Genomic DNA, 16518 nt, shown 5'->3' with positions numbered 1-16518 from the left:
GGCCCGGGGGGCCGTGCGCACTGCCCCTCCGCACGCCGACTTAAAGGCGATCCCGCCGCGGCGACGAAGTCGACGCCATTAAACTCGGCGCCATTAAACACAGCCCAAGCACCGGGATCAGCGTCAGTGCCGAGATCACCGCCCCCACCGCCACCGGCCCGACAGTACCCAGCCCGGATTCAAGCGCCGCCCCGCCAACCCACGACGCGACCGCGGTCCCAAGATTGAAAGCCGCGACACTCAGCGAAGACCCCAAAGTCGGCGCGTGATCAGCGTAGCGAACGGCCAGCGAGATCAGAATCGGATTCGCGCCGAGCCCGAAGAACCCCAGCAGGACAACCAAAACCGTGGTCGGCACCGCCGCGCTGGCAACGAAGCACATCGCCAGCAGAACGAGCGCGGTCGCCGCGGGTGCCGCGATCGTGGCCGCATGCGGATGGGTGTCGCCGAGCCGGCCGCCCGCGATGGAGCCGGCCAGCGACCCCGCGCCGAATCCGGCCAGCACGAGCGGCACCAGGTTCTCGGCGATTCCCGCACGGCCGGTCAGCAGCGGGGCGAGGTAAGAGTACGCCGCGAGGACGCCGCCGGTCGTAGCCGCGCAGGCCGCCAGCGCGAGCAGCAGCCGACGAGACCGTAGTGCCCGCAGTTCCGCCCGGATCGACACTGCCTGGTGCGCGTCGCCGCTCGCGGGCACGTGCCGGGCGATCAGCGGGATCGCCGCGACCGCGAGGACCGCCAGCGCCCAGAAAGTGCCGCGCCAGCCGAAAAACTGCGTCGCGAGCGCACCGAGCGGGACGCCCAGCACGGTCGCGAGCATGCCGCCCGCGTTCACGACGCCGACGGCCCGCGAACTCGTGCCCGCCGGAGCCACGCGGGTCGCGACCACCGCGGCGAGCGCCCAGAACGCGCCGGTCGCCAGCGCGGTGAGGAACCGGGCGGCGAGCAGCATCGCGAACGCGGAACTCAGCGCGACGATCACGTGTCCCGCGGCGAACGCGGCCAGGGCGAGCATCAGGGTCAGCCGGTGCGGCAGCCGCAATGTGAGCATCGCCATCGCCGGCGCGCCGACGATCATCCCAACGGCGAACACCGTGATCAGCAACCCCGCCTTCGCGACGTCCACCCGCACGTCGACGGCGATCTCGGGCAGGATGCCGGCCACCACGAACTCGGTGGTGAGCATCAGGAAAGTGCCGACTGCCAGGACGTAGACGACCAGCGGCAGACGGGAAGAAGCCGGAGCGGCTTCGTCGGGCATGGCGAACCTCGTGTCGGGATGAATGCGTTTCGCGGACACTGCCCACTACACCCGCGCGGGCCGCGCGCAAGAAGGTCGAGCTTGCGGGGGTACCGGCTCAACCCCCCTCCGGAGGCGCACGGCGCTTATCGTGAGGGAATGGACAACCGTGCCGACATCCGCGACTTCCTCGCCAGTCGCCGCGCGAAAATCACGCCCGAGCAGGTGGGCCTGCCGACCAGCGCGCGCCGCCGGGTCCCGGGCCTGCGCCGCGAGGAGGTCGCGGTGCTCGCCGGGGTCAGCACCGAGTGGTACACCCGGCTCGAGAAAGGACACATCGGCGGCGTGTCCGAGGAAGTCCTGGACGCGGTCGCCAAGGCCCTGCGGCTCGACGACGACGAACGCACCTACCTGTTCGACCTCGCCCGCGCCGCCCGGCCCGCCCGGCGCGCGCCCTCGCGACGCAAGGACGTGCGGGTCCCGGACCGGATCCAGTGGCTGCTCGACTCGATGACGCTGTCGTCGGCCTTCGTCCGCAATGGACGCCAGGACATCGTCGCGAGCAACGCGCTGGCCAGGGCCCTGCACGCGCCGGTGTACGAGAGCCCGGCCACCGCCGAGCACGGCCGGGCGAACATCGCCCGTTATCTCTTCCTCGGCCGCGAATCCGAGAGGTTCTTCCCGGACTGGGACGCTGCCGCGAGCGCGACCGTCGCCCTGCTGCGCGCCGAGGCGGGGCGCGAGCCGCACGACCGGGCCCTGCGCGAACTCGTCGGCGAACTTTCCACGGCCAGCCCGGTTTTCCGCGATCATTGGGCCGCGCACGACGTCCGGATCCGGCACGAGGGCGTCAAACGGCTCCAGCATCCCGACGTCGGATTGCTCGAACTGACGTATCAATCGCTCGAGCTGCCGCTGGGCCAGCGGGCGATGCACGATCTGACGACCTACACCGCCGAGCCGGGCAGCACGTCGGAGGAACGGCTGAAGGTCTTGGCCAGCTGGAAGGCAGCGCCCGCCGAAATTTCCCACCCCGCGACGTGACTGTCCTTAATAGACAGATACTGGTCAGCTGTTCTGTTGCGCGGCAGCGTATTGCTCATCGGTGACCGGTTCGAGCCAGGTGGTGCCGTCTCCGTCGTCGACGCCTTCGGTGACGTGCAAGGTCTGGCCGTTGGCATGAGAGTGCCAGTTGGTGCGGGCTCCCGGAGTGAACCGGACCAGCGCGGCGATCAGCCTCGACGGCGCCTGCGCCTTCTTGATCGGAGTGACGTAAACGTCTCCGGTAAACGCCGCGGCGGGAGCCTTGGCGGTGTCGTTGACCGGGATGAGTTTCATGGAATCGTCCTTTCGTCGCGGTGGCGAGGTTATTCGCGGAAGACCTTCTTCGCGACCGCCATGGCCGCCATCGCCTGCGGCCAGCCCGTGTAGAACGCGAGGTGCGTGATGGCTTCGATCAGTTCGGCTTCGGTGTTGCCGTTTTCCTTGGCCAGGCCGAGGTGATACCCCAACTGCCCGGTGTTGCCGTTGGCGGTCAGCGCGGCGACGGTCACCAGGCTGCGTTCTTTCGAGGTCAGCTCGGTGCGCCGCCATACTTGGCCGAACAGCACGTCGTCGGTGAACCGCACCAGCGCCGGGGCGAAATCGCCGAACATCTTCTCCGCGCCGGTTTTCTCTTCGGTCATTCTTTGTCCTTTCCAGACAGTCCTTTGTAGGCCGCCAAGGCGGCGAGCACCGCGACTCCGGCGGCGAGCAGCAAGCTGAGCCGCGTCCCGCTCCCCATCCCGGCCGAGAGCAACGCCCCGAACACCGCGACAGCCAGCGCACCGCCGAGCTGACGGCTCGTGTTGAGCACCCCGCTCGCCGTCCCCGCTTGATGCCCCGGCACCGCCGCGAGCAGCACCGCGATCACCGGCGGGATCACCGTCGGACCGCCGAGGCCGACCAGCACCATCAGCGCCGCTGTCACCCACACCGGTGCACTGCCGACGGTCAGCGCGACCGCGGTGAGGCCGAGCGTCATCACCAGCAACCCGGTCACCACGACGAGCCGCGCGCCGACGCGCTCCACCAGCCGGGGCACCAGCGGAGTCAGCACCAGCCCGGCCAGCATCATCGGCAGGAACACCGCACCGGCGTCCAGCGCCGAAAGCCCCCGCTGCTGGAGCGACAGGCTCAGCACGAACGGCATCCCGTAGTAGCCGACCATGAACGCGAACCCGATCACCACCGCGACCGCCACCGCCCGGGTCCGGATCAGCTCCGGCGGCACCATCGGATGCCTAACCCTCGCTTGGACCGCGACAAACCCGGCGAACGCGACCACCGCGACCCCGAAAGCCACCCGATCCGCGTCGATCGCCCCGAGCACCAGCGCCGCCATCGCGACCGCCCCGCTGACCTGCCCCGCCCAGTCGAACGGCACCCGATGCCGGACCGACCGCGCGACCCGGGCCAGCAGCACGAGCGCCACCGCGCCGACCGGCACGTTGACCAGGAAAATCCACCGCCAGCTGGCGAGCGTCAGCACCCCGCCGAGCGCCGGCCCGGCCGACGACGCGACCGCGCCGCCCATCGCCCACACCGCGACCGCGCGACCGCGCCTGACCGGATCCGGATAAGCCTGCCCGATCAACGCCATCGACGACGGCATCACCACCGCCGCCGCAGCGCCCTGCACCAGCCGAAACACCACGAGCGCCCCGAGCGACGGCGCGAGCCCGCAAGCCGCGGACGCCACGACGAACCCGCCCAGCCCCCAGCCAAACGCCCGCTTCGCCCCGATCCGGTCGGTGAGGGACCCGGCGGAGAGCAGGAACGCGGCGAACGCGAGGGTGTAGGCGTCGACGACCCACTGCAGTCCGGTGATCCCGCTGCTGAGGTCGGCCCGGATGGCGGGCAGCGCAACGTTGACGATCACGGCGTCGAGGGTGACTACGAAGAAGCCGAGGAGGGCTGCGAGCAGGGTGGCTGTGGTGCCTCGGGCATTCGGTGAGGTGGGCTTCGGAGCCACGGTGCTGGACGATGTTGCCCTCCGCCCGCGCGACAGGCCCCGAATCGCGCCGAAAGACGTCGCAACACTGCCCAGCCAGGCAGGACCCGACGCAGCCGCTCTCCGTTCGAGCGGCAAGCCCCGCCCGCCGAAATCGCCCAGGCTCGCGGGCAGCGGCACCGAGGTGGTCGCAGCAACCCCGCGAAACCGGCGAACATCCGAAGCACTCACCCCACGAGCGAACCCCGCTCCCCGCCGTTTCGGCAGGTCGCGTCGTTCCGGGTCCTGGCAGAACCCCCCTCGCGCGCGGGGCCCGTCGTACCGTGGTGGGCATGAGCGCCAAGAGCAGCGAGGCCCGGGACTTCCTGGTCACCCGCCGGGCCAAGATCACGCCCGCGCAGGCCGGGCTGACCGTCTACGGCGGCAATCGCCGGGTCCCCGGGCTGCGCCGGGAGGAGGTCGCGCTGCTCGCGGGCGTCTCCGCCGACTATTACACCCGCCTCGAAAAAGGCAACCTCGCCGGAGTCTCCGACAGCGTTCTCGACGCCGTCGCCGCCGCGCTGCAGCTCGACGAGGCCGAGCGCGGCTACCTCTTCGACCTCGCCCGCACCGCCAACTCCGCCGGCCGGCCCCACAGCGGCGGGCAGCGGCGCCGTCCGCCGCAGCGCGTCAGTCCGATCGTGCAGCGCATTCTCGATTCGATGACCACCACCGCCGCGTTCGTGCGCAATGGCCGCCTCGACATCCTCGCCACCAACCCGCTCGCCCGCGCGCTCTACTCCCCCGTCTTCGACAGCCCGACCCGCGCCGGCGAGCACACCCCGCCCAACCTCGCCCGCTTCGGCTATCTCGACCCGGCCGCCCATGACTTCTTCCCCGAGTACGAGAAGTCCTGCCACACGTCCGTCGCCATCCTGCGCACCGAGGCCGGCCGCGACCCGCACGACAAGAGCCTCTCCGACCTGATCGGCGAACTCTGCACCCGCAGCGACGATTTCCGCACCCGCTGGGCCGCCCACGACGTCCGCCTCCACCGCACCGGCGTCAAGAACTTCCGGCACCCGGCGGTCGGCGAACTCACCATCGACTTCGAGGCCATGCAGCTCACCACGGACACCAGCCTCACCCTCACCGCCTACACCGCCGCGCCCGACACGGCGTCCGAGGAATCGCTCCGGCTCCTCGCCAGCTGGGCGGCGACCGAAATCGCCGCCGGATCGGGCCGCTAGCGCCAGAGAACCGCCGCGGCCGCCCGAACCGCCAAGGGCCACGGGCGAAACGCCAGAAAGCCGCTCCACACAAGCCCGCGCCCGAGGTACCACTCCGGCCCCTCGCCACCGAAATCCCCGGCGCGATCAAGCCGTGGGCACGGGAAACCCGCTACAGTTGCCCGAAAACTTCTCCCAGGGGGGCAGCGATGGAGTTTCAGGAAGTCGTGCGGCGCAGGCGGATGGTGCGCAAGTTCACCGACGAGCCGGTGCCCGAGGAGAGCCTTCGGCGGATCATGCGCAACGCGTTGCGCGGGCCGTCCGCCGGGTTTTCGCAGGGGCAGGCATTCCTGGTGCTGCAGGGCGACGACGTGCGGCGGTTCGCCGGCATCCTCGAGTCCTGGACGCTGGACGAGGGTCTCAAAGCCGCACCGGTGATCGTGATCCCGTTTTCGGTGAAGGACGTTTACCTCGACCGCTACGCCCAGCCGGACAAGGGCTGGACCGACCGCAGCGAGGACCACTGGCCGGTGCCGTTCTGGTACATCGACACCGGCATGGCCGTCCTGCTGATCCTGCAGACCGTGGTGGACGAGGGGCTCGGCGCGGTGTATTTCGGCATCGGCGCGGAGGATTACGCCAAGGTGCGCACCGAATTCGGCGTGCCGGACAGCCACGAGCCGGTCGGCGCGATCGCCATCGGGTACGACGCCGACGCCAAGATCTCGGCGGGAGCGTCCCCGGCTACTCGCAGGCGGAAGCCGGAAAGCGAGACTGTCCACTTCGGACAGTGGTAGCCCGGCGCGCGGCGGCGGCCGGTTCGGCGAGCCGCAGCACGCCGGATTCGTCGAGCCAGCCGCGGTCGCCGGTCAGGTAAGCCCGCTGGGACACGCCGTCGATGTCCAGTTCCGGGAAGACAGCGGTGCGTTCCGGTGCAGGCAGGCCGCCGAGCGCCAAGCCGGCGCCGGTGAGCGCGATTTCTCCGCGTTCACCGGCCGGTACCGCTTTGGCGCCGTCCCACACTGCGACACCGGTGCCCGCGACCGCGCGGCCCAGCGGGATGCCGCCGTCGGCGTCGAGATCGGCCTGGCTGACCCGGTGGATCGTTGCGACCCCGCAGTTTTCGACCGCGCCGTAAGCGTTGTACAGCGCCAGAGACGGGCAGGCCGCCAGCACGGCCCGGCAGCTCGCCGGGTCGAGCCGGTCGCCGCCGACGGTCAGGGCTCGCAGCCCGGACAGACAGGACGCGTCGTCCGCGACGGCGGCGAACTGGGCCGAGTCCAGAAAGAGATGAGTCGCCCCGCGCCGGACGCCGCCGGAGATGTCGGCGGGCGCGAGTTGATCTTTCCGGTACGGGAGAACGGTTCCGCCGGACAACAGCGTCGCCCACAGTTCCAGGGCGAAGACAGTCCCCGACGTCGCGGCGGCGCAGAGAGTGACGGCGGCCGGACCCAACGGGACGCATCCGCACGCCGCGACCAGCCGAATGGTTGCCCGGTGCGGCGAGAGAACAGTCGTCGAGTCCGAAGTCCAGAACACGGTCGCCGGGTCAGTCGGCCGCGGGCCGGGAAGCGCGGGTCCGTCGCCGGGCTTGCGGAGGCGTTCTACCGGTACGTGGTCGATCGACGCCGCGGCCAGGGCGCGTCCACCGGCCGCGTCGCCGGTGACGACCGCCGGACGCAGGGCGGACACCAAGGCGGCAAGCCGGGTTTCGGAGCAGCGCACGTCTAAGACGCTGTACGCGCAGCCAGCCAGAAGAATTCCGAGTAGCAACGGCGGCAATTCCGGAGTGCGCTTGGCGGCCACCGCGACGATTCCGCCGGGAGGAGCGCCTGACACCGCCAGATTCCGCGCGATACGGCGAGCTTCGGCGACCAGCCGCGCGTAGGTCACGACGTCCAGCCGGTCGCGAATGGCCACGGCGTCCGGCCGGTTCGCCGCCTGCCGGAGAAGCATAACGGTAATCGTTTTCGCACTCGCGGCGTCGGACATTGCCGCATCACCCGAATCTCAGCGCGGACGAGAGCACCGGCTCCACCTTCATGTTTTCCCCTCTGGCGCGATCCGGGAAATCCGGACAACACGAAAATGTTTCAATACAGCCAGAAAACCATGAGAAGGGACATAATTCCAGAGACCGGGCCGACGCCTCCGCCCCGCCGCCGCCGGACGCGGGAATACCGCGTTCGGCCGTTTCTCCCAGGAATCCCGACGCGCGGCCCTCCGGCAGACCTCGGCTCCGGACGGCGCACCTGCGGCGAAACTTCGGCAGAGCAGTGCGACATACCCCGAACAGCGCAACGAAATCATCCGTTCGCCGCGAATCTCACCTCAATGGCACAAACCCACGACCCGGGACGACAATTCCCTCGAAAGTGCCATCAATCCCGCGAAGCAGCGCTTGCATATTCAGGTCCGGAACACAATGTCACCGAATTCGAGGACCAAGGAACCTTGACGGGCGCCCTCCGCGAGCACGGCGGAGCCGGACCGCCGCCCGAAACCGTCTCCGCACAGCGACTTCGCGCCACTCGTCGTGCCACGGATTTCACCCCAGCGGACCAGCCCAACCTCCGCCAACAGGGGAATCCGGCCCCCGAAAGCGGGGAAATCCTGGTAACATCGCCCGTGCGGAGGATCGGTTTGCGGTAAATGCACGACGACGATCAGACTTCACCGGAACCCTTCGCCGGACCGTCCCGGATCCGTCGACAACCGCCACTGGCTGTTGAAAAATAAAGGGTATTCACGGCGTTGGTCCCCTTTGCCAGATTAATGGTTCTTTGCGTGGTCTAGACCTCAATCCCGGCTCGTGTCGTATTTGTCAACCGGGACTCGCATCGAACAGGTCACGAAATTGTCAACACCGACGTCCGTAGGTTACGTCGGCGTTACATCCACCGATCATTAGGCATATGGATCTCACCGAGTACCCGACCGCCCGCCCCGGTCCGGCACCCGACACCGAAGAAGCATTCGCCCAGGTGATGGCCGATGTCACCGGGCAGGAAAACGTGTCGGTCGACAGCAACTTCTTCGCCGATCTCGGGGCCAACTCGCTCGTGATGGCACAGTTCTGCGCACGAGTGCGCAAGCGTGCCGATCTTCCCGCCGTCTCCATCAAGGACATTTACCGGAATCCGACCATCGCCAGTCTCGTCTCCGCTTTGGCCGAAACCGAAGAGGTCCCGGCCGAGGAGCCGGCGCCCGCCCCCGCGGAGCCGCCGAAGCGGGCGAGCCGGCTCGAATACTTCGGCTGCGGGACGCTGCAGCTGCTGATCTTCTTCGCTTATTCCTATCTCGTGGCCCAGGTGCTCGGCGTCGGCACCGACTGGATTCTGGCCGGCACCGGCCTGCTCCACTACTACCTGCGCGCGGTGGTCTTCGGCGCCGTGGTGCTGGCGGTGCTGTGCACCCTTCCGATCGCGCTCAAATGGATCCTCGTCGGCCGCTGGAAGCCGGGAGAGATCCGCACCTGGAGCCTCGGCTACGTCCGGTTCTGGGTGGTCAAGACGCTCGTCCAGCGGAACCTGCTGGTCCCGCTGTTCGTCGGCTCCCCGCTCTACTCGCTGTACCTGCGCGCGCTGGGCGCGAAGATCGGCAAGGGCGTCACGATCTTCTCGCGCTTCGTCCCGGTGTGCACCGATCTGCTCACCGTCGGGGAAGGCGCGGTGATCTGCAAGGACACCTACTTCACCACCTATCGCGCGCACGAGGGCGTGATCCGGACCGGCCCGGTCGCGATCGGCGCGCACTCCTACGTCGGCGAGATGTCCGTCATCGACATCGAAACCCGGCTCGGCGCAGGCGCCCAGCTCGGGCACGCGTCGTCCCTGCACGCCGGGCAATCGGTTCCGGAGGGGCAGAGCTGGCACGGCGTCCCCGCCGTTCCCGCCGACGTGCAGTACCGGCGCGTCGAACCGCGGGCCTGCGGCAGCGTCCGGCGGGCGCTCTTCGCCGTGCGCCAGACCCTGACCGCGGTCTTCCTGCTCGCCCCGCTGGTGCTCGGGCTGCTCGGCTTCGTGCTGAACACGCTGCCGAACCTCAGCCCGGCGATGGGACTCGGCACAGCCGTCCTGGACTTCGCCGAGCCGCAGTTCTACTGGAAAGCCTTCGTCGTCTCCTTCATCCTGTACTTCGGCCTGCGGCTGACCGGCTTCCTGATCGTCACGTTCGTGCCGCGGCTGCTGAACCTCGCGCTCAAACCCGGCGAGGTCTACCGCCTTTACACCTTCCGCTACACCGCGCACCGCGCCATCCGCGTGCTCACCAACCTGCGGTTCTTCAAGACGCTTTTCGGCGACAGCTCGGCGATCGTGCACTACCTGCGCGCGCTGGGCTGCAGGGTGTCCAAGAAAGAACAGACCGGGTCCAACTTCGGGCTCGAGGAGAAATACGAGAATCCGTACCTGTTCGAGGCCGGGGCGGGCACGATGGTCGCCGACGGGCTCTCGGTGATCAACGCCGAGTACACCACCACCTCCTTCCGCCTTTCCCGGGTGCGCGTCGGGGCTCGGAACTTCCTCGGCAACCACGTCGCCTACCCCGCCGGGGCCAGAACCGGGGACAACTGCCTGCTCGCCACGAAGGTCCTGGTGCCGCTCGACGGCCCGGTGCGCGAGGGCGTCGGCCTGCTCGGCTCCCCCAGCTTCGAAATCCCGCGCTCGGTGGAGCGCGACAGCCAGTTCGACCACCCGAAGACGCCGGAGGAATTCCGCCGCAAGCTGGCCGCCAAGACCCGGCACAACGCCGGGGGCATGCTGCTGTACGCGCTGTCCCACTGGCTGTTCTTCTACGGACTGCTCCTGCTGACCTGGGCCTCGGACGTCTACTACGACCTGATCGGCGCCCCGCTGTTCGCGATCGACACGCTCGCTTTCCTGCTGTACGGCATCGTCTATTTCGTCGCCCTGGAACGGATCACCGTGCTGATCCGGCCACTGCGCCCGCTGTCGTGCTCGATCTACGACCGGCGGTTCTGGCGGCAGGAACGGTTCTGGAAAGCCGCGGCGACGAACACCCACCTGCGGGTGCTCGACGGGACCCCGTTCAAGAGCGTGCTGTGGCGGCTGCTGGGCGTCAAGGTCGGCAAGCGCCTGTTCGACGACGGCACGGGCATCATCGAAAAAACGCTGGTGCGCATAGGAGACGACGTCACCCTCAACATCGGGTCCGTCGTCCAATGCCATTCGCAGGAGGACGGCGGTTTCAAGATGGACCGCATCTCCATCGGCAGCGGCTGCGTAGTCGGCACCGGCGCGCTGGTGCATTACGGCGTGACGATGGGCGACCGCTCGACGCTCGCCCCCCATTCCTTCCTCATGAAGGGCACTGAGGTCCCGGACCACGCGCACTGGGGCGGGAACCCCGCGCACGAAATCCGGGCTGTCCGCCGCCAGCTGGCGGGGAAATCGTGACGGAGCAACGACAACCACGGGAAGGACGACCCATGAGAACCGGACTGGGAGCGGTTCGCGAGCACTGGCGCGAGGTACTCACCGCCGGCGGACGCACCAGCGTCCCGCGCTGGACGCTGGAGGCCGGCTCCGCGATCGGCGACCACGAGACGCCGATCCCCCGCGGGATCGCGACCGGGCTGCGGCTGCTGGCCGAACAATTGCGCGTGCCGCTGAGTTCGGTGCTGCTCGCCGCGCACGCCAAGGTCCTCGCCGCGCTCTCCGGCGAGCCGCAGGTGTGCACCGGCTACGTCGCGGGGCCCGGCGGGGCGCCGCTGCCCTGCCGGCTGAGCACCGAATCCGGCACCTGGCGCGAACTGATCGAGCACACCGCGGAGGTCGATGCGCAGACCCTGGCCTTCCGGGACTTCCCGGTCGACGAACTGCGCACCGAGCTCGGCATCATCGCGCCGCCGTTCGAAACGGTCTTCGACCCGACCGGCACCGCCGGGGATCTCGCCGGGGACACTGTGCTGCGGCTGGACGTCTCGCCGGATCTGGAGACGCTGCGGCTGCGCTTCCGCACCGAGGTGCTGGATTCCGAAAGCGCCGAACGCGTTCTCGGCTACCACTTGAGCGCGCTCGCGCTGATCCGCACCGACGTCACCGCGCCGCACCGCGAAACCACCCTGCTGTCGTCCGCGGAACTGAAGCTGCAGCTGGAAGGCCTCGCCGGGCCGCACGTCGAGGTCCCGGATCTGCGCTGCCACGAGCTGTTCCAGCGCAACGCCGCCAGCCGTCCGGACGCGATCGCGGCGGTGCACGGCGACCGGCAGTGGACGTACCGGGAGCTCAACGGGCGCGCCAACCGCCTGGCGCGGGCGCTGGTGGCGCGCGGGCTGCGGCGCGAGGGCGTCGTCGCGGTGGTCACCGAACGCAATCTGGACTGGATGGCCGCCGTGCTCGCGGTGTTCAAGGCAGGCGGCGTCTACCTGCCCATCGAGCCGCATTTCCCGACCGACCGCATCGCGACCACGCTGCGCCGGGCCGACTGCGAACTGGTGCTGACCGAACCCGGCAGCACGACCACGCTGCGCAAGGCCGTCGAATCGCTGCCCGGCGTGCGCACCTTGTTCGTGGACGCCGCGTACGAGGAGGACCACTCCGACGAGGATCTCGCCGTCGCCGTCGAGTCCGGCCAGCTCGCCTACATCTACTTCACCTCGGGTTCGACCGGCGAGCCGAAGGGCGCGATGTGCGAGCACGCCGGGATGGTCAACCATCTCTACGCCAAGATCAACGACCTCGGCATCACCGAGGACTCGGTGGTGGCGCAGGTCGCGCCGCAGTGCTTCGACATCTCGCTGTGGCAGCTGGTTTCCGGGCTGCTGGTCGGCGCGAAGACCCTGCTGATCGAGCAGGACGTGATCCTGGACGCCGACCGGTTCGTGGGCCGGCTGGGCAGCGGCGGGGTTTCGGTGCTGCAGGTCGTGCCCTCCTACCTCGAGGTCGTCCTGACCGCGGTGGACAAGAACCCGGTCGCGCTGCCCGATCTGCGCTGCGTTTCGGTGACCGGCGAGGCGCTCAAGACCGAACTGGCGCAGCGCTGGTTCGCCACGATGCCGGACGTCAAGCTGGTCAACGCCTACGGCCTCACCGAGACCTCGGACGACACCAACCACGAGGTGATGGACCGCGCGCCGACGCGGGAGCGGGTGCCGCTCGGGCCGCCGGTGCAGAACGTGCGCGTGTACATCGTCGACGAAAACCTCGACCCGGTCCCGCTCGGCGCGCCCGGCGAGATCGTGTTCTCCGGGGTGTGCGTGGGCCGCGGCTACATCAACGATCCGGAGCGCACCGCGCGGGCCTTCACCACCGACCCGCACCGGCCGGACGCCCGGCTCTACCGCAGCGGCGACCACGGCCGCTGGCTGCCCGAGGGCAAGGTCGAATTCCTCGGCAGGCGCGATTCGCAGGTCAAGATCCGCGGTTTCCGGATCGAGATCGGCGAAATCGAGAACACGCTGCTGCGAGTGCCCGGCGTGCGCGACGGCGCGGTGGTCGTGGCCGAACGCGGGCAGAGCAAACGGCTGGTCGCGTTCTATTCCAGCCGCGAGCAGCTCGACCTCGAACTGCTGCGGGACCAGCTCGGCGCGGCGCTGCCCGAGTACATGCTGCCCTCGGCGTTCCATTGGCGGGAGCAGTTGCCGTTGACCGCCAACGGAAAAATCGACAAGAAGAACCTCGCCGCGCTCGCCGCCGAACTCGACGCGGTAGACGAGGACTACGACGAGCCGGTCACCGAAACCGAACAGCGGCTCGCCGGCGCCTGGGCGCAGGTGCTCGGCATCCGGTCCGGCCAGATCGGCCGCCGGGACAGTTTCTTCGGCCGGGGCGGCACGTCGCTGTCCGCGGTCAAGCTGGCGATCGCGCTCGACCGCGCGGTCTCGATCAAGGACGTCGCCAAGCACCCGGTGCTCGCCGACCTGGCCGCGCTGATCGACAGCCGGTCCGATTCCTCGTCCCGAAGCTCCTGACCCTCTGCAACCGCGGAAATCGAAGGGATTCCACGATGTCGTTGTCCAAATTCCTGCCGAAGACTTCCCCGCCCGAGCCGGATTTCTGTCCCGGGCTGCCCGCGGTGCTGCGGGCCGAGGCAGGCGGCGACCCGGCCGGCTGGGCGAGCACGCACCGGGAGACGGTGCGAAGACTCGTCGCCGAATACGGCGCGGTGCTCGTCCGCGGTCTCGGGCTCGCCGACCAGACCGCGGTCGCGGCCGTGTTCGGGAGGCTGACCGACCTGCTGATGACCGAGCGGGAAGCCTTCGCACCGCGCGCCGCCTACCCCGGCGGGGTGCACTCCTCGACCGAATGGCCGCCGAACCAGCCGATGTGCATGCACCACGAACTGAGCTACACCCTCGAGTTCCCGGGCCTGCTGCTCTTCGCCTGCGTCAGCCCGCCGTCCTCGGGCGGCGTCACCGGCGTCAGCGATTCCACCGCCGTGCTGGCCTCGCTGCCCGCCGACCTGCGCGCCCGGTTCGAGCAAGACGGCTGGCTGCTCACCCGCAGCTTCAACGACGAGATCGGGGCGTCGGTCGCCGAAGCGTTCGGCACCGAGGACCGCTCCGCGATCGAGGACTACTGCCGCGCCAACCGGATCGAGTTCGAATGGCAGTCTGAGGGCGGACTGCGCACCCGGCAGCGCCGCCACGCGATCGTCGGGCATCCGGTCACCGGCCAGCGCTGCTGGTTCAACCAGATCGCCTTCCTCAACGAGTGGACGATGGCGCCCGAGGTGCACGAGTACCTGGTCGACATCTACGGAGCGGACGGGCTTCCGTTCAACACCCGCTTCGGCAACGGCGACCCGATCGGCGAGGACGTCGTGCAGTTGCTCAACGAGGTGTACGAGGAGCACACCGTCCGCGAACCGTGGCAGGCGGGCGACCTCCTGCTGGTCGACAACGTCCGCACCGCGCACAGCCGGGACGCCTACGAGGGCCCGCGCGAGGTGCTCGTCGGGCTGGCCGACCCGGTACGACTTTCCGACTGCTCGCTCGCTTCCGAGGGGAAAACCCAGTGACCACGCAATCTTTCACCGCCGAATCCGCGCCCGCGGGTCCGGGCGCGGTGCCGCCGTTCGCGGTGATCTCCGGCGCCCAGGTCCAGCAGGCGCTGGCCGGGCGCGAACGGGAGGTCGTCGACCTCGTCGAGACCGCCTACCGGGTGCACGGCACCGGCGATTCGGTGAACCCGCCGTCGTATTTCCTGCGCTTCCCGGACCGCCCGGCCGACCGGATCATCGCCCTGCCCGCCTCGCTCGGCGGGGACACGAACGTCGCGGGCGTGAAGTGGATTTCCAGCTTCCCGGGCAACGTCGCCGCCGGGATCCCGAGGGCGTCGGCGGTGCTGATCCTCAACGACCTCGCGACCGGGTATCCGTTCGCCTGCCTGGAAAGCTCCATCATCAGCGCGACCAGGACCGCCGCGTCAGCCGCGCTCGCCGCGGACTGGCTCAGCCGGACGCGGGAACGGCCCCGGCGCGTCGGGTTCTTCGGCGTCGGCCTGATCGCCCGCTACATCCACACCTTCCTCGCCGGCACCGGCTGGGAGTTCGACGAGATCAACGTGCACGACCTGCACGCCGACAGCGCCGCCGGGTTCCGCGGCTACCTGGAGCAGTCCGGGTTCGCCGACGACATCAGCGTGCACGACACGGCCGAAGGCCTGATCCGCGACAGCGATCTGGTGATCTTCGCGACCATCGCCGGCGAGCCGCACGTGCACGATCCCTCGTGGTTCTCGCACAATCCGCTGGTACTGCACGTTTCCTTGCGCGATCTGGCACCGGAAGTCCTGCTGGCGTCAGCGAACCTCGTCGACGATGTGGACCACTGCCTCAAGGCCAACACTTCGCCGCATCTGGTCGAGCAGCGCACCGGCAGCCGGGATTTCCTGCTCGGCACCCTGGACGACGTGCTGACCGGCCGGATCAGCCCGCCCGCCGACCAGCCGCTGATCTTCTCCCCGTTCGGGCTCGGCGTCCTCGACCTCGCGGTCGGGGCCTTCGTCCACGAGAGAGTGTCCGGCACCGGCGGACTGCACGTCATCGAGGACTTCTTCCACGACCTGCGCCGGTATGGCTGAGCGCCGTCCGCCCCTGAGCTTTTTCTGACGAGGAGAAAAACCGTGCCAGTCATCACCGTTCCCGAAGCCTTCAACGAGGAGGCGCTGTACGTCGACCTCCGCTGGAGTTTCGGCTATTCGCTCTTCCTCAAGTGCGAGGGCTTCAACTTCGCCGGCTCCATCAAGCTGAAGGCCGCCACCGAAATGGTCGACGCGGCCGAACGCGACGGCCTGCTGCGGCCGGGCTCGATCATCGTCGAGTCCTCTTCGGGCAACCTCGGCGTCGCGCTGAGCATGATCGCGGCCAGCCGGGGGTACAAGTTCCTGTGCGTCACCGATTCCCGCTGCAACCTCGCGACGCGGCGCGCCATCGAGGCGCTCGGCAACGAGGTGCACATCATCACCGAACCCAGTCCCGAGGGCGGTTTCCTCGGGGCGCGCATCGACCACGTGCGCATGCTGTGCGCGTCGGACGAGCGCTACGTGTGGCTCAACCAGTACACCAACCCGGACAACTGGGGCGCGCACTTCCACCGGACCGGGCCGGAGATCGCCGCCGCGTTCCCCGCCCTCGACGTGCTGTTCGTCGGCGCGGGCACCACGGGCACCCTGATGGGCTGCGCGCGGTTCTTCCGGCAGTGGCACCGTCCGGTGCGGATCGTCGCGATCGACAGCGTCGGCTCGGTCACCTTCGGCGGCCCGGCTGGTCGGCGGATGCTGCCGGGTCTCGGCACCAGCGTGCGCCCGGCGATTCTTGACGAGTCCTATGTGGACGACGTGGTCCTTGTCGAGGAACCGGATTCGGTCCGGGCGTGCCACCGCTTGGCGCGCAACGGATTCCTGTTCGGCGGCTCGACCGGGACGGTCGTCAGCGGAGCCACCAGCTGGCTGTCCGAACACGACGCGCACCACCTGACCGCGGTGGCCATCGCCCCGGACCTCGGCGAGCGGTACCTCGACACCATCTACCAGACCAACTGGCTGCAGGGCATCTACGGAGAGGACGTGCTTTCCCCGCAGCCCCGCCAATCCGTTTGATCCGTTTGACCAGCGCGG

Annotated in this window: 13 protein-coding genes; 8 read left to right on the top strand and 5 right to left on the bottom strand. The window is 69.1% G+C overall.

Annotated elements, in window-relative coordinates; translation table 11 throughout:
* Nucleotides 1-40: 40 nt before the first annotated feature.
* Nucleotides 41-1258, bottom strand: coding sequence for an MFS transporter (locus ABD156_RS40615; RefSeq protein WP_344286367.1), 1218 nt, complete (start codon nt 1256-1258; stop codon nt 41-43).
* Nucleotides 1259-1396: 138 nt separating this feature from the next.
* Here ABD156_RS40615 and ABD156_RS40610 point away from each other — a divergent pair, with 138 nt between their 5' ends.
* A complete protein-coding gene (locus ABD156_RS40610) occupies nt 1397-2281 on the top strand; it encodes a helix-turn-helix transcriptional regulator (RefSeq protein ID WP_344286366.1) in 885 nt (294 codons plus the stop codon).
* 24 nt (nt 2282-2305) lie between these two features.
* Here the strand turns inward: ABD156_RS40610 and ABD156_RS40605 are convergent, their stop codons facing one another.
* Genes ABD156_RS40605 through ABD156_RS40595 form a run of 3 tightly spaced genes read right to left on the bottom strand, consistent with a single transcriptional unit; the run spans nt 2306 to nt 4250 of the window.
* The gene (locus ABD156_RS40605; protein ID WP_344286365.1) at nt 2306-2575 is read right to left on the bottom strand and encodes a cupin domain-containing protein; all 270 of its coding nucleotides are present in this window, start codon (nt 2573-2575) and stop codon (nt 2306-2308) included.
* 29 nt (nt 2576-2604) lie between these two features.
* The gene (locus ABD156_RS40600) at nt 2605-2922 is read right to left on the bottom strand and encodes a carboxymuconolactone decarboxylase family protein (RefSeq protein ID WP_344286364.1); all 318 of its coding nucleotides are present in this window, start codon (nt 2920-2922) and stop codon (nt 2605-2607) included.
* Nucleotides 2919-4250 carry an MFS transporter gene (locus ABD156_RS40595; RefSeq protein ID WP_344286363.1) on the bottom strand — a complete coding sequence of 444 codons (1332 nt, stop codon included), beginning with the start codon at nt 4248-4250 and terminating at the stop codon, nt 2919-2921. The genes ABD156_RS40600 and ABD156_RS40595 overlap by 4 nt, the downstream gene beginning before the upstream one ends.
* 311 nt (nt 4251-4561) lie before the next feature.
* On the opposite strand from ABD156_RS40595, the gene ABD156_RS40590 reads away from it, so the two are divergent.
* Both ABD156_RS40590 and ABD156_RS40585 read left to right on the top strand, forming a co-directional pair.
* The gene (locus ABD156_RS40590; RefSeq protein WP_344286362.1) at nt 4562-5458 is read left to right on the top strand and encodes a helix-turn-helix transcriptional regulator; all 897 of its coding nucleotides are present in this window, start codon (nt 4562-4564) and stop codon (nt 5456-5458) included.
* Nucleotides 5459-5646: 188 nt separating this feature from the next.
* On the top strand, nt 5647-6234 hold the full coding sequence (locus ABD156_RS40585; RefSeq protein WP_344286361.1) for a nitroreductase family protein: 588 nt from the start codon (nt 5647-5649) through the stop codon (nt 6232-6234).
* Here the strand turns inward: ABD156_RS40585 and ABD156_RS40580 are convergent.
* Nucleotides 6182-7393 (bottom strand): AMP-binding protein, encoded by a 1212-nt coding sequence (locus tag ABD156_RS40580; protein ID WP_344286360.1) that lies wholly within the window; start codon nt 7391-7393, stop codon nt 6182-6184. The genes ABD156_RS40585 and ABD156_RS40580 overlap by 53 nt on opposite strands.
* A 959-nt stretch (nt 7394-8352) precedes the next feature.
* On the opposite strand from ABD156_RS40580, the gene ABD156_RS40575 reads away from it, so the two are divergent.
* From ABD156_RS40575 to sbnA, 5 genes are read left to right on the top strand one after another with little or no spacing between them, the layout of a single operon-like run.
* Complete coding sequence (locus ABD156_RS40575; RefSeq protein WP_344286359.1) at nt 8353-10854, top strand: Pls/PosA family non-ribosomal peptide synthetase; 2502 nt, start codon at nt 8353-8355, stop codon at nt 10852-10854.
* A 32-nt stretch (nt 10855-10886) separates the two neighbouring features.
* A complete protein-coding gene (locus tag ABD156_RS40570) occupies nt 10887-13370 on the top strand; it encodes a non-ribosomal peptide synthetase (RefSeq protein WP_344286358.1) in 2484 nt (827 codons plus the stop codon).
* A 35-nt stretch (nt 13371-13405) separates the two neighbouring features.
* Nucleotides 13406-14419: a TauD/TfdA family dioxygenase gene (locus ABD156_RS40565; RefSeq protein WP_344286357.1), complete on the top strand. Its 1014-nt coding sequence runs from the start codon at nt 13406-13408 to the stop codon at nt 14417-14419.
* On the top strand, nt 14416-15483 hold the full coding sequence (gene sbnB, locus ABD156_RS40560) for a 2,3-diaminopropionate biosynthesis protein SbnB (protein WP_344286356.1): 1068 nt from the start codon (nt 14416-14418) through the stop codon (nt 15481-15483). Before ABD156_RS40565 ends, sbnB begins: the two co-directional genes overlap by 4 nt.
* Nucleotides 15484-15525: 42 nt before the next feature.
* Nucleotides 15526-16500 (top strand): 2,3-diaminopropionate biosynthesis protein SbnA, encoded by a 975-nt coding sequence (sbnA, locus tag ABD156_RS40555; RefSeq protein WP_344286355.1) that lies wholly within the window; start codon nt 15526-15528, stop codon nt 16498-16500.
* The last annotated feature ends 18 nt before the right edge of the window (nt 16501-16518 follow it).

Source organism: Amycolatopsis albidoflavus, assembly GCF_039525725.1.
Taxonomy (GTDB): Bacteria; Actinomycetota; Actinomycetes; order Mycobacteriales; family Pseudonocardiaceae; genus Amycolatopsis; species Amycolatopsis albidoflava.
This window is presented reverse-complemented; position numbering and strand designations above follow the sequence as displayed.

What these genes read in the sequence shown, in the direction of transcription:
- ABD156_RS40615 (WP_344286367.1), bottom strand. Translation starts at nt 1,258, where the DNA reads ATGCCCGACGAAGCCGCTCCGGCTTCTTCCCGTCTGCCGCTGGTCGTC.
- ABD156_RS40610 (WP_344286366.1), top strand. Translation starts at nt 1,397, where the DNA reads ATGGACAACCGTGCCGACATCCGCGACTTCCTCGCCAGTCGCCGCGCG.
- ABD156_RS40605 (WP_344286365.1), bottom strand. Translation starts at nt 2,575, where the DNA reads ATGAAACTCATCCCGGTCAACGACACCGCCAAGGCTCCCGCCGCGGCG.
- ABD156_RS40600 (WP_344286364.1), bottom strand. Translation starts at nt 2,922, where the DNA reads ATGACCGAAGAGAAAACCGGCGCGGAGAAGATGTTCGGCGATTTCGCC.
- ABD156_RS40590 (WP_344286362.1), top strand. Translation starts at nt 4,562, where the DNA reads ATGAGCGCCAAGAGCAGCGAGGCCCGGGACTTCCTGGTCACCCGCCGG.
- ABD156_RS40585 (WP_344286361.1), top strand. Translation starts at nt 5,647, where the DNA reads ATGGAGTTTCAGGAAGTCGTGCGGCGCAGGCGGATGGTGCGCAAGTTC.
- ABD156_RS40580 (WP_344286360.1), bottom strand. Translation starts at nt 7,393, where the DNA reads ATGCTTCTCCGGCAGGCGGCGAACCGGCCGGACGCCGTGGCCATTCGC.
- ABD156_RS40575 (WP_344286359.1), top strand. Translation starts at nt 8,353, where the DNA reads ATGGATCTCACCGAGTACCCGACCGCCCGCCCCGGTCCGGCACCCGAC.
- ABD156_RS40570 (WP_344286358.1), top strand. Translation starts at nt 10,887, where the DNA reads ATGAGAACCGGACTGGGAGCGGTTCGCGAGCACTGGCGCGAGGTACTC.
- ABD156_RS40565 (WP_344286357.1), top strand. Translation starts at nt 13,406, where the DNA reads ATGTCGTTGTCCAAATTCCTGCCGAAGACTTCCCCGCCCGAGCCGGAT.